This window comes from Zoogloea sp. LCSB751 (assembly GCF_002028455.1).
Lineage (GTDB): Bacteria > Pseudomonadota > Gammaproteobacteria > Burkholderiales > Rhodocyclaceae > Zoogloea.
The window spans coordinates 15025-27078 of sequence record NZ_MWUM01000029.1 but is presented as its reverse complement, the minus strand read 5'-3'; the positions used below and the strand labels follow the sequence as shown (position 1 = coordinate 27078).

Annotated in this window: 9 protein-coding genes; 3 read left to right on the top strand and 6 right to left on the bottom strand. The window is 67.7% G+C overall.

The window, feature by feature from the left end; translation table 11 throughout:
• The first annotated feature begins 2 nt into the window (after nt 1-2).
• Both purD and hemF read left to right on the top strand, forming a co-directional pair.
• Nucleotides 3-1292 (top strand): phosphoribosylamine--glycine ligase, encoded by a 1290-nt coding sequence (gene purD, locus B4920_RS22295; RefSeq protein WP_079436883.1) that lies wholly within the window; start codon nt 3-5, stop codon nt 1290-1292.
• 80 nt (nt 1293-1372) lie between these two features.
• Entirely contained in the window at nt 1373-2281 is a 909-nt protein-coding gene (hemF, locus tag B4920_RS22290) for an oxygen-dependent coproporphyrinogen oxidase (protein WP_079436882.1), read from the top strand.
• A gap of 134 nt (nt 2282-2415) precedes the next feature.
• On the opposite strand, the gene ahpC is transcribed toward hemF, so the two are convergent.
• The 5 genes from ahpC to hemC all read right to left on the bottom strand — a co-directional run bounded on the left by ahpC (nt 2416) and on the right by hemC (nt 7310).
• Nucleotides 2416-2979: an alkyl hydroperoxide reductase subunit C gene (ahpC, locus tag B4920_RS22285; RefSeq protein ID WP_079436881.1), complete on the bottom strand. Its 564-nt coding sequence runs from the start codon at nt 2977-2979 to the stop codon at nt 2416-2418.
• Between the two features lie 298 nt (nt 2980-3277).
• The gene (locus tag B4920_RS22280) at nt 3278-4453 is read right to left on the bottom strand and encodes a heme biosynthesis HemY N-terminal domain-containing protein (RefSeq protein WP_173862692.1); all 1176 of its coding nucleotides are present in this window, start codon (nt 4451-4453) and stop codon (nt 3278-3280) included.
• Between the two features lie 8 nt (nt 4454-4461).
• Entirely contained in the window at nt 4462-5559 is a 1098-nt protein-coding gene (locus B4920_RS22275) for a uroporphyrinogen-III C-methyltransferase (RefSeq protein ID WP_161493372.1), read from the bottom strand.
• Nucleotides 5560-5569: 10 nt separating this feature from the next.
• On the bottom strand, nt 5570-6370 hold the full coding sequence (locus tag B4920_RS22270) for a uroporphyrinogen-III synthase (protein ID WP_079436920.1): 801 nt from the start codon (nt 6368-6370) through the stop codon (nt 5570-5572).
• A 10-nt stretch (nt 6371-6380) separates the two neighbouring features.
• Complete coding sequence (gene hemC, locus B4920_RS22265; protein ID WP_079436878.1) at nt 6381-7310, bottom strand: hydroxymethylbilane synthase; 930 nt, start codon at nt 7308-7310, stop codon at nt 6381-6383.
• A gap of 198 nt (nt 7311-7508) precedes the next feature.
• On the opposite strand from hemC, the gene ppc reads away from it, so the two are divergent.
• On the top strand, nt 7509-10271 hold the full coding sequence (gene ppc, locus B4920_RS22260) for a phosphoenolpyruvate carboxylase (RefSeq protein WP_079436877.1): 2763 nt from the start codon (nt 7509-7511) through the stop codon (nt 10269-10271).
• 47 nt (nt 10272-10318) lie between these two features.
• Here ppc and B4920_RS22255 read toward each other — a convergent pair whose 3' ends face one another.
• Nucleotides 10319-11947: a PAS domain-containing methyl-accepting chemotaxis protein gene (locus B4920_RS22255; protein ID WP_079436876.1), complete on the bottom strand. Its 1629-nt coding sequence runs from the start codon at nt 11945-11947 to the stop codon at nt 10319-10321.
• Nucleotides 11948-12054 lie beyond the last annotated feature (107 nt).

Genomic DNA, 12054 nt, shown 5'->3' with positions numbered 1-12054 from the left:
CCATGAAGATCCTCGTCATCGGCTCCGGCGGCCGCGAACACGCGCTGGCCTGGAAGCTGTCGCGCTCGCCGCGCATCCAGAAAGTCTTCGTCGCCCCCGGCAACCCCGGCACCGCCCGTGAGCCGGGCGTGGACAACGTGGCAGTCACGGCAATCCCCGAACTGGTCGAATTCGTCCGCAAGGAGCAGATCGCCCTGACGGTGGTCGGCCCCGAGGCGCCGCTGGCCGCCGGCGTCGTCGACGCCTTCCGCGCCGCCGGCCTGCCGATCTTCGGGCCCACCAGGCTGGCCGCCCAGCTGGAGAGCTCGAAGGACTTCGCCAAGCAGTTCCTGATCCGCCACAACATCCCGACCGCCAAATACCGCACCTTCTCCGACTCCACCGAGGCCCATGCCTACGTGGACGAGGAAGGCGCACCGATCGTCATCAAGGCCGACGGCCTGGCGGCCGGCAAGGGCGTGGTGGTGGCAATGAGCCTCGACGAAGCCCACCAGGCCATCGACGCGATGCTCACCCACAACACGCTCGGCGTGCAGTACGACGAGCGCGGTCCGCGGGTGGTCATCGAGGAGTTCATGGACGGCGAGGAAGCCAGCTTCATCGTGATGGCCGACGGCCGCCACGCACTTCCGCTGGCCACCTCCCAGGATCACAAGCGCCTCAAGGACGCCGACCTCGGCCCCAACACCGGTGGCATGGGCGCCTACTCGCCGGCGCCGGTGGTCACCCCCGAGGTACACGCCCGCGTGATGCGCGAGATCATCAACCCGACGCTGGCCGGCATGGCTGCCGACGGCCTGCCCTACACCGGCTTTCTGTACGCCGGCCTGATGATCGACGACAAGGGCGCGCCCCGCGTGGTCGAGTTCAACTGCCGCATGGGCGACCCGGAAACCCAGCCGATCATGATGCGCCTCAAGTCCGATATGGTTGATCTGGTCGAGGCCGCCATCGCCGGCAAGCTCGACAAGATCGAAGCCGAATGGGACCGCCGCTTCGCGCTGGGCGTGGTGATGGCCGCCGCCGGCTACCCAGACAGCCCCCGCAAGGGCGACACGATCCGCGGCCTGAACAGCGCCGTCTCCGACGATGTGCACGTCTTCCACGCCGGCACCACCGAAGTGGACGGCGAAGTGCGCACCAGCGGCGGCCGCGTGCTGTGCGTCACCGCCCTCGGCGACAACGTGAAGAGCGCCCAGAAGCTCGCCTACGAACAGGTGGATCAGATCCAGTTCGACGGCATGCAGTGTCGCCGCGACATCGGCCACCGCGCGGTGGCACGCAAGCTCTGACGCCGGCCGTAACCGGCCCCTGTTGAATCCTGGCCGGCTCTTCGCAGCCGGCCTTTTTCTTGTCCATCGGAAAGACACCCATGCCCGACCGCAATGCCGTCAAGGCCTACCTCCTCGACCTGCAGGCACGCATCGTCAGCGCCCTCGAAAGCTTCGACGGCAAGCCCTTCGTCACCGACAGCTGGGAGCGCCCGGCCGGTGGCGGTGGCCTCACTCGACTGATCGAAGAAGGCAACTTCTTCGAGCGCGGCGGCTGCAACTTCTCCCATGTGATGGGCGAAGGCCTGCCTCCGTCCGCCACCGCCGCACGCCCCGAACTGGCCGGCCGCAGCTACGAGGCGATGGGTGTGTCCCTGGTCCTGCATCCGCGCAACCCGTACTGCCCGACCGTGCACATGAACGTGCGCTTCTTCATCGCCTCAGCGCCGGGCAAGGATGACGTGTGGTGGTTCGGCGGCGGCATGGACCTGACCCCCTACTACCCCTTCGAGGAAGACGTCCGCCACTTCCACGCCACCTGCAAGGCCTCCGTGCTACCGTGGGGCAAGGACGAGTACCAACGCCTGAAGGACTGGTGCGACCGCTACTTCTTCCTGAAGCACCGCAACGAGCCGCGCGGCGTCGGCGGCCTGTTCTTCGACGACCACGGCGCCGACGGCAAGGTGGATTTCGATGCGGCCTTCGCGATGACCCGCAGCGTCGGCGACGCCTTCCTGCCGGCCTACCTGCCGGTCGTCGAACGCCGCCGCGACACGCCCTACGGCGAGCGCGAACGGGACTTCCAGGCCTACCGCCGCGGCCGCTACGTGGAGTTCAACCTGGTCTTCGACCGGGGCACCCTGTTCGGCCTGCAGTCCGGCGGCCGCACCGAGTCCATCCTGATGTCCATGCCGCCGATCGTGAAGTGGCGCTATGACTGGCATCCGGAAGCCGGCAGCGCGGAGGAGAAGCTCTACACGGACTTCCTCGTGCCCCGCGACTGGGCCTGATCGATTGAAAGACAGAAAAACCGCCGGGCCAAATCCGGCGGTTTTTTATTGGCACTCCAGATACAACAACGCCCGAACGTCACAAGGACGTTCGGGCGTTGCGGAGCAGCTTGCCGAAACCGGCTAGCGGCGAATTAGATCTTGCCGACCAGGTCCAGGGACGGGGACAGGGTCGCTTCGCCCGGGGTCCACTTGGCGGGGCACACTTCGCCCGGGTGGGAAGCCACGTACTGGGCAGCCTGCACCTTGCGCAGCAGTTCCTTGGCGTCACGGCCGATGCCCAGATCGTGGATCTCGGCGACCTTGATCACGCCTTCCGGATTGATCACGAAGGTGCCGCGCAGGGCCAGGCCTTCTTCTTCGATCAGCACTTCGAAGTTGCGGCTGATGGTCTGGGTGGGGTCGCCAACCATCGGGTAGTTGATCTTCTTGATGGTGTCGGACGCGTCAGCCCAGGCCTTGTGGGTGAAGTGGGTGTCGGTGGACACGGAGTACACCTCAACGCCCAGCTTCTGGAATTCGGGGTACACATCAGCCAGGTCGCCCAGCTCGGTCGGGCAGACGAAGGTGAAGTCAGCCGGGTAGAAGAAAACGACGGACCACTTGCCCTTCAGGTCGGCGTCGGAAACCGGAACGAACTTGCCATTGCTGAAAGCGGTAGCCTTGAACGGCTTGATTTCGGTATTGATCAGGGACATAGCTGTTTCCTTCACGGGTTGATGAATTCTGGAGATCACATGATAGGCCCGAGAGCGCTATCGCTCAAATTGATTAGAGAAATAATCTGAATTGAGAAAAACTATCGAGTACATCTCTCCCACGGTAGTCGGGAGAGATGCAAAAATTCTAACGGTATCCGGCAGATTTGAAAGGCCATGCCGGTGACAAGTTCGCCGCACGCCGGATAAATTCCCAGTCGAGGCGAATGAATTCACCCGACTGGGCACGGGGGTTCCACAACTGAACGCCGGAGCCAGCACAGGCCCACTCGGCGTATCAGCGGCGCGACAGTTCCGCCGCGGCCCGGTAATGCCGGTTGGCGTCGTCGGTACGTTCGATGCGTTCGGCCAGGTGAGCCAGCTCGACATGCGCCTCCCAACCGGGCGCGATGGCCAGCGCGGCCTCCAGGTAGCTCTCGGCCTTGCCCCACAGTTGGGACTGCACGCACAGGCGGCCAAGGGTCAGCAGCAGCTGCGGATCCCGCGGATGCTGCCTGAGCCACTCCTCGGCCCTGGCTAGGCGGCCGCGGATGTCCCCATCTTCGCAACGGCCGTACACTCCGGCCAGGGTCGAATCCCACTCGCCCGTCAGACGGGTCTCGATGACTTTCTGCGCGCTGTCGCTGTCACCCGCCGCGATCAGCGCCCGGGCCAATTCGGCGACCACCGCCGCATCCCGCTGCTCATCCCGCGGCACGCCCTGCCAATAGGCCAGCAAGGCCTGGGCATCGCCAACGCGCTGGCGCAGGCCTTCCTGATGGGCCCGGCGCTTGACCGGTTCGGCCTGGTCCGGACGCAGGGCCTTGACCTTCACCAGCTGGCGCACCAGCCGCACCGCCTCCACCCAGTTGCCCTCGGCTTGAGCCGTACGCAGAGCCAGACGCAAGGCCGCGATATGGCGCTGACCGCCAGCCTGCAGGTCGGCGATGCGCTCTGCGGCCTCGTCGAAACGACGCCCTTCCACCGCCAGCTCGGCTTCGGTCATCAGGCGGGCGACACGGACTTCGCCGTCGTGTTCGGCCGCTTTGGCCAGCCAGTGGCGATAGCGTTCGTCATCACGCAGGGAATGGGCCGCCCGCGCCGCCATCAGGGCTGCCAGACCCGGCGACTCGTTGGCTGCGTAGGCCGCCGTCGCCTGCTTCAGGGACTGGCCGAAGCGCCCCTCGATACGCAGCCGGGTGGCGTCATAAAGCGCCTGGGATGCGCGCTCCTTGCTCTTGCGCGCACGGAAGCGCTGCACCGCGGCAGGAAGCGCCATCGTCCGCGAAACGAGGCGGGACGCGCTGTAAAGCATGCCGAAGCCGCCGAGCAGCAGCAGGATCAGCAGGTTGAGGGAAATCTGCACCCGGTACGGCGGCCACACCAGCAGTGCATAACCTTCGTTGTACCGGCCGGCTACCGCGAGACCGGCGGCAAGGGCGAACAGGCCGAGCAACCACAGCAATCCACGCATCACCGACCTCAGTTCTTCTTGGCCGGCTTGGCGGCATGCGCGGCCGGGGCGGCCGGGGCGGCCTCGACGCGCTTATCCGGCACCGCCATCAGGCTGCGCAGCGCGGACTGGCTGGCCTGCAGGGTCGGCAGATCGACACCGACCGGAGCTTTGCGCAGTTCGGCCAGATCCTGCGCGGCGGCTTCGACTGCCGAATTGCGGGTGTCGAAGTAGCGCTCCAGCCACTGGGCGGCCAGGCGCACGTCTTCACGGAAGGAATTGCCGTCCCGCGACAACAGGGCCAGCCGCGCATTGAGCAGACGCAGCTTGAGGTTTTCCCGCAGGAACACCGCATTGCTCGGCGCCAGCAGCGCCGGATCGGGCCGGTCCATACGTTCGATGCGGACGAGCTGGCTGAACTCGGTCCAGAAATCGAGCCACAAGCCCTTCAGCCAGCCAAGCTCGGCATGGTTGGCCTTGGACGCTTCCGCCTTCGGCTTGGCCTCGAAGGCCAGCGGCAGGTTGTCGAGGCGGCCGATCAGGGTTTCCAGCTTCAGGACCATCCCACCGGCATCCACCTGGGGCAAGGCCTTGAGGGTCTCGATGTCACCGGTCAGGGCCTTGCGCAAGGGCAGCCACTGCGGGCGGTCGATGTTGCCCAGGCGGGCATCGGCAGTCTGCAGCGCGAACAGCGCCGCCTGCACGTTGCCGGCCAGCTGAAGCTGCTGAACGGCAATCGCCACCGCCTGGTCCACCTCGCCCAGCACGCGGTCGTCACGGGTGCGTGAGAAATCCTGGTACATGGCTTCCAGCGCCGCCTGCTGGCCCTGGGAGTCGTTCAGGCGCGCCTCCAGCGCACCGACCTTGCCCTGCAGATCCTGCAGACGGTCCTGGGCTTCCTTGGCAAGGACACGTCCTTCCTTGGCCAGGTTGTCGCCGTCGGCGGTGCGACGGACCAGTTCGTCCTGCAGATCGGCGATGCGATTGCGGGTGTCGGCCCATTGCCAGCCCAGCAGGACCAGCCCCACGACGGCAACAATGATGGTGGAAGCGCGCCGCGAAGCGGGCGCCGGCGACACCGGCTGGGCGGTGTCGATAGGGGGAAGGCTCGGAATTTCGCTGCTCATGAAAACGAGTTTAACCCGGATAGGTGGTGTGTTTACGGTCTGAAAAATGGCCAACAAGGCCATCGATGAGGCCCCGGTCGCCGGCTCCGGTGGCGATCACCGTGTTGAAACCGGCCTCCCGCGCCGCCGTGGCGATCCGCGGATGGGGCACGAAAACCGGGACATCCAGCAAGGCGGCGGCGTCCGGCAATGCGCGCAGGTGGCCGACGCTCTCGCTGCTGGTCAGCGTCAAGGCGTGAAGGTGCCCGGCACGGGCACGCGCCACGACGGGCGCGGAATCCTCCACCGGGCCGCTGCGGTGATAGCAGGTCAGGTATTCGACCTCGGCGCCGCGGGCCTTCAGCATGTCGCCGAGCAGGTCGCGTCCACCGTCGCCGCGCAGGATCAACACCCGGCGGCCCGCCACCGCGGCGGGCTGGAAGGCCGGCAGGGCCAGCACGGCCTCGCTGTCGAAACCGTCCGTCGGAGCGATCACCTCGGCAAAACCGCACGCCGCCAGTGCCGCCTCGCTGCCTTTGCCGACCGTCGCAATGGCCACCCCGGCCGGCCACATGCCAACCACCGGCAACATCGCGTCGAGCGCAAAATGCACCGCGTTGGGGCTGACGAAGAACACCAGCGCGAACTCGCCGAGGCGCCGGGCCGCCGCCTGCAAGGGTGACGGATCGACCACCGGCGAGATCGTCAGTAGCGGAAAGCGCAGGGGCTCGGCCCCCAGCGCGGCAAGCGCCGCGCACAGGCTGTCGGCCTGCCCTGCCGGACGGGTGATGAGAATGGAGCGCCCGGCGAGGGGCAGCTGGCCGACGGCCATGATCGAATGACTACAGGCCGGCGAGGATCTCGTCGGCACCGTCGGCCCGCAGGTCTTCGGCCAGCGCCAGGCCGAGGGCCTCCGGCTGGTCGATGGGACCGCGCCGCTCGGCACGGGCGATGCGGGAACCATCGGGCAGCGCGACAAAACCACGCAACCACAGCTGGCCGTCCTGCACCTCGGCATAGGCGCCCAGCGGCACTTCGCAACTGCCGGCCAGCGCCCGCGAGGTCGCCCGTTCGGCGCGCACGCAGGCTGCGGAATGGGGATTGGCCAGCGGAGCGATCCACGCCGCCACTTCGGGGCGATCGGCCAGCGCCTCGATGCCCAGCGCGCCCTGGCCGGCGGCCGGCAGCGACACATGGGACGGCAGCGTGGCGCGGATGCGACTGGCGAGGCCCAGGCGGGTCAGACCGGCCGCGGCAAGGATGATCGCGTCGTACTGGCCTTCGTCGAGCTTGCGCAGGCGGGTATCCAGGTTGCCGCGCAGGCTGGTGACCGCCAGCATCGGGTACTGGGCGTGGATCTGGGATTCGCGGCGCAGGCTGGAGGTGCCGACAACCGCGCCCGGCGGCATGTCGTCGAGGCTCGCATATTTGTTGGACACGAAGGCGTCCAGCGGCACTTCGCGGTCGGCGATGGCCACCAGCGCGAACTCGGGCGCGAGGGTCATCGGCACGTCCTTCATCGAATGCACCGCGATATCGGCGGCACGGTCGAGGAGCGCGGTTTCCAGTTCCTTGACGAACAGGCCCTTGCCGCCCACCTTGGCCAGCGGCCGATCGAGGATCTGGTCGCCGCGGGTGGTCATGCCCAGCAATTCGACGCGGCAGGACGGGTACAAGGCTTCGAGACGGGCTTTGACGTGCTCGGCCTGCCACAGGGCGAGGCGGCTTTCACGGGTGGCGATGACGATGCGGTCGGGCGTAGAGGCGCTCACGGTATTCGGGCTCGGCTGGCGTAAATGGGCGGTTCGGAGGAATGGACAAGCCGGGAACCCACGGGCAAGCTGCGCACTGACTGCAGTGCAGCAATCAGGGTAGGCACCTATGGCGACCATTCGGGTCTGGATTCTAGCATGGGGCCCTGATGCGCCTCCCGCGCCGACCGCAACCGACAGGACAGGATTCCGCCCCCGATGAGCGAACAGACAAGCAGCGAAGACAAGGACCTCCCCCTCCGTGACGACATCCGCCTGCTCGGCCGAGTTCTCGGCGACACCGTGCGCGCCCAGGAGGGCGAGGCGGTGTTCGACCTGGTCGAGACCATCCGCCAGAGCTCGATCCGCTTCCGCCGCCACGAAGACCACGCCGCCCGCCGCGAGCTCGAAGCCACGCTGGACTCCCTGTCCCGCGACCAGACCATCGACGTGGTGCGCGCCTTCAGCTACTTCTCGCACCTGTCCAACATCGCCGAGGACCAGCACCACATCCGCCGCTCCCGCGCCCACCAGATCGCCGGCTCCGCGCCAAAGGAAGGCAGCCTGGCCCACGCCCTCGAGCGGGCCTTCGAGTCCGGCCTGGGCAGCGCCGAGCTAGTTTCGTTTTTCGACACCGCCAACGTGGTGCCGGTGCTCACCGCCCACCCGACCGAGGTTCAGCGCAAGAGCATCCTCAACTGTCAGATGGCGATCGCCCGCCTGCTCGACGAGCGCGACCGCATGCAGCTTACCCCCGACGAGCAGGAAGCCAACGACGAAGCCCTGCGCCGCGCCGTGCTGACCCTGTGGCAGACGCGCATGCTGCGCACCGAAAAGCTGTCGGTGATGGACGAGGTAAGCAACGGCCTGTCCTACTTCGACTACAGCTTCCTGCGCGAACTCCCCCGCCTCTACGCCAGTGTGGAAGACCGCCTGGCCGCCCGCGACCGCAGCTGGAGCGCGCTGGAGCTGCCCAACTTCATGCGCGTCGGCAGCTGGATCGGCGGCGACCGCGACGGCAACCCCTTCGTCACCGCCGAGATTCTCGAGAAGGCCCTCGCCACCCAGGCCGAGAAGGCCCTGACCTACTTCATGGACGAGGTGCACACCCTCGGCTCCCAGCTGTCCATCGCCCAGGGCCTGGTCAGCGCCTCCGACGCGCTGCTGCGCCTCGCCGCCGCATCACCGGACGGCTCGCCGCACCGTAGCGACGAGCCCTATCGCCGCGCACTGACCGGAGTGTATGCGCGTCTTGCCGCCACCTACGCGGCCCTCCTCGGCCACCAGCCACCGCGCCACGCAGTAGGCTCCGCAACCCCCTACGCCGGCCCGGACGAACTGGCCGACGAGCTGGAAGTCGTCCATCGCTCGCTGACCGCCAACGGCCTCGGCGCCCTCGCCCGCGGTCGCCTGCGCCACCTGCGCCGGGCGGTGTCGGTGTTCGGCTTCCACCTGGCGCCGATCGACCTGCGCCAGAACTCCGACGTGCATGAGCGCGTCGTCGCAGAATTGCTGAAGGCCGCCGACCCGGCGAAGGACTACCTGGCCCTCGACGAAGCCGGCCGCATCGAGATGCTGCTGGAAGAGCTGGCCACCGCTCGCCCGCTGGCCTCGCCGTGGATCGAGTATTCCGAAGAGAGCCGCGGCGAACTGGCGATCTTCCGCGCCGCCCGCGCCGCCCACCTGCGCTACGGCAAGGCCGCGGTGCCCAACTGCATCATCTCCAAAACCGACGACGTCTCCGACATCCTCGAAGTCGCCGTGCTGGCCAAGGAAGCCGGCCTGCTGCGGCCGGCCGAAGGCGCGCTGGACGTGAACATCATCCCGCTGTTCGAGACCATCGGCGACCTGCAGAACGCCGCCGGCGTGATGGACCGCCTGTTCTCCCTGCCTGCCTACATGGCCCTGCTGGCGTCCCGCCGCAAGGAGCAGGAAGTCATGCTCGGCTACTCCGACAGCAACAAGGACGGCGGCTTCCTGACCTCCGGCTGGGAGCTCTACAAGGCCGAGATCGGACTGGTGGATACGTTCGCCCGCCACGGCGTGCGCCTGCGCCTGTTCCACGGCCGCGGCGGCTCCGTCGGCCGCGGCGGCGGCCCCAGCTACCAGGCCATCCTGGCCCAGCCGGGCGGCGCGGTGCAGGGGCAGATCCGCCTCACCGAGCAGGGCGAAGTCATCGCCTCCAAGTACGCCAACCCGGAAGTCGGCCGCCGCAACCTGGAAGTGCTGGCCGCCGCGACGCTGGAAGCCACGCTGTTCGCACCGCGCGATCCGGCCCCGCGCCCCGAATACCTGGAAGCGATGGATGAGCTGTCGGACGCCGCCTTCAAGGCCTACCGCAACCTCGTCTATGAGACCGACGGCTTCGAGCGCTATTTCTGGGAATCCACGGTAATCGCGGAAATCGCTGCGCTGAACATCGGCAGCCGCCCGGCGTCCCGCAAGAAGTCCACCGCCATCGAAGACCTCCGCGCCATCCCGTGGGTGTTCAGCTGGGCCCAGTGCCGCCTGATGCTGCCGGGCTGGTACGGCTTCGGCTCGGCGGTGCACGCCTACATCGCCAAGCACGGCGACGCCGGCCTGGCCCGCCTGCAGGCGATGCACAAGGAGTGGTCCTTCTTCTCGACGCTGCTGTCCAACATGGACATGGTGCTGGCCAAGAGCGATATCGCGATCGCCAGCCGCTATGCCGAATTGGTCAAGGACGGCGCGCTGCGCGAGGCGATCTTCCCGCGCATCGCCAAGGAACACGCCAGCACCATCGAGATGCTGCTGACGATCAGCGGCCAGGGCGAGCTGCTCGACGCCAACCCGCTGCTCAAGCGCTCGATCCGCAACCGCTTCCCCTACCTCGACCCGCTCAACCACGTGCAGGTCGAACTGCTGCACCGCTACCGGGAAGGCCACCAGGACGAACGCGTGCGGCGCGGCATCCACCTGTCCATCAACGGCATCGCCGCCGGCCTGCGCAACAGCGGCTGATACACGGCGCCGGGGGCCGGCATTCCGGCCCCCGGGCTGGCCCCCACCTACACCGCGTACTGGGTTACCGCAATCTCCATCCGCTCGACGGCCTGATTGAGGATCTGCACTGCCTCACGGGTCACCCCAATGACGGCCTGGTTCTGGTCGGTCATCGCCGACACGCGCTCGACGCTGCCGGTCAGATGGGCCACCGCCCCCTGCTGCTCCTCGGACAGGCGCGAGATCCCGTTCACCATGTCCTGGGTTTCCGCCATCTGAGTCTGGATGGCCTGCAGGGCTTCGCGGGCGTCCTGCACCAGGCGCACCCCCGCCTCCACCTGCACCGCACCGGCACGCATGCCATCCACCGCCTTGCCGGTTTCGGCCTGGATGCTGCCGATCATCGTACCGATCTCCTGGGTCGCCTGGCCGGTACGTTCGGCCAGCTTGCGCACCTCATCGGCGACCACCGCGAAACCACGCCCCTGCTCGCCGGCCCGCGCCGCCTCGATGGCCGCATTGAGGGCGAGCAGGTTGGTCTGGTCGGCAATCTCGCGGATCACCCCGGAAATGCGGGAAATCTCGGCCGACTGGGTGCCGAGGAACTCCACCTGCTGGGCCGACGTAGTGACCGTTTCGGCCAGCGCCAGGATGGTCTCGCTGGCCTGCACCGACAGGCTGGCGCCCTGCATCGACACCTGGCTGGCCGCCTCCGCCGCCGCGCGGGTTGCCGCCGCCGACGCGGCGACGGTGCCGATGGACTGGGAAATCTGCTCGATGCCCTGGGCCGCCGAGGCGGTCGCCTCGCCCTGTACCTCGGCCGAGCTGGCGCTTTCCGCGACGCCGCGGGCCACCCGGGTAGCCACCTGCTGGACCTGCGACGCGGTATCCGCCATGCCCTGGATCGTGGCCTGCATCGACGCAACGAAGTCGTCGAGCCCGCGACCGATCTGGCCGACCGTGTCGCGGCGGGACAGGTTGAAACGCTGGTCCAGGTTGCCGCTGGTCAGCAAACGTTCGATATGTTCGGCGGTGGCGCCCAGATCCCGCCGCAGACGCGGCACGAACAAAGCCAGGAACCAGATGCTCCACAACAGGCCGACGAGCCCCAGCCCCTGCAGCACGTAGGGTGGCAACAGCGGCGCGAAGCCCGACACCATCAGCAGGCTACCGAGCAGGCAGCCCAACCCCACGCCGATCAGCTGCACCGGAAAGGAGCCCAGCATGCCCCACGGCGACACCCGCGCCGGCACCACGCGGCCGTGCTCGATGCGGACCGACGTATCGCCGTCCGAGATGCGCTTGTAGGCTGCTTCAGCCGCAGCCACATCGTCCAGCGCCGGACGCGAGCGGATCGACTGGTAGCCGGTAACCCGGCCATGCTCGCGCACTGGAGAGGCATTGGCGACGACCCAGTAATAGCCGCCGTCGCTGCGCCGGTTCTTCACCAGCCCACGCCACGGGCGCCCGGCCTGCAGGTCGCGCCACATGTCGTCAAAGGCCTGCGGTGGCATGTCCGGATGGCGCACCATGTTGTGCGGCTGCCCGAGCATGTCCTCGCGGCGAAAGCCGCTGACCTTGGCGAAGGCCTCATTGGCCTCGGTGATCGTGCCCTTCAGGTCGGTGCGGGAATAAATGAACTCGCCGTCCGGCAACAGGGTTTCCGAACGGGTAACAGGCTGATTGATGCGCATGGTGGCAGGGGCTTCGGCTCGGGTATCCGGACGCAACGACCACCGCCGGCTCGCAGAAACGGCGAGCCGGTTGTCGGCGTGTCACAAGGGGAGCAGAAGCAGACGGC

Excerpts from the sequence above, each read along its gene's own strand:
- purD (WP_079436883.1), top strand. The coding sequence starts at position 3 with ATGAAGATCCTCGTCATCGGCTCCGGCGGCCGCGAACACGCGCTGGCC.
- hemF (WP_079436882.1), top strand. The coding sequence starts at position 1,373 with ATGCCCGACCGCAATGCCGTCAAGGCCTACCTCCTCGACCTGCAGGCA.
- ahpC (WP_079436881.1), bottom strand. The coding sequence starts at position 2,979 with ATGTCCCTGATCAATACCGAAATCAAGCCGTTCAAGGCTACCGCTTTC.
- B4920_RS22280 (WP_173862692.1), bottom strand. The coding sequence starts at position 4,453 with ATGCGTGGATTGCTGTGGTTGCTCGGCCTGTTCGCCCTTGCCGCCGGT.
- B4920_RS22275 (WP_161493372.1), bottom strand. The coding sequence starts at position 5,559 with ATGAGCAGCGAAATTCCGAGCCTTCCCCCTATCGACACCGCCCAGCCG.
- B4920_RS22270 (WP_079436920.1), bottom strand. The coding sequence starts at position 6,370 with ATGGCCGTCGGCCAGCTGCCCCTCGCCGGGCGCTCCATTCTCATCACC.
- ppc (WP_079436877.1), top strand. The coding sequence starts at position 7,509 with ATGAGCGAACAGACAAGCAGCGAAGACAAGGACCTCCCCCTCCGTGAC.
- B4920_RS22255 (WP_079436876.1), bottom strand. The coding sequence starts at position 11,947 with ATGCGCATCAATCAGCCTGTTACCCGTTCGGAAACCCTGTTGCCGGAC.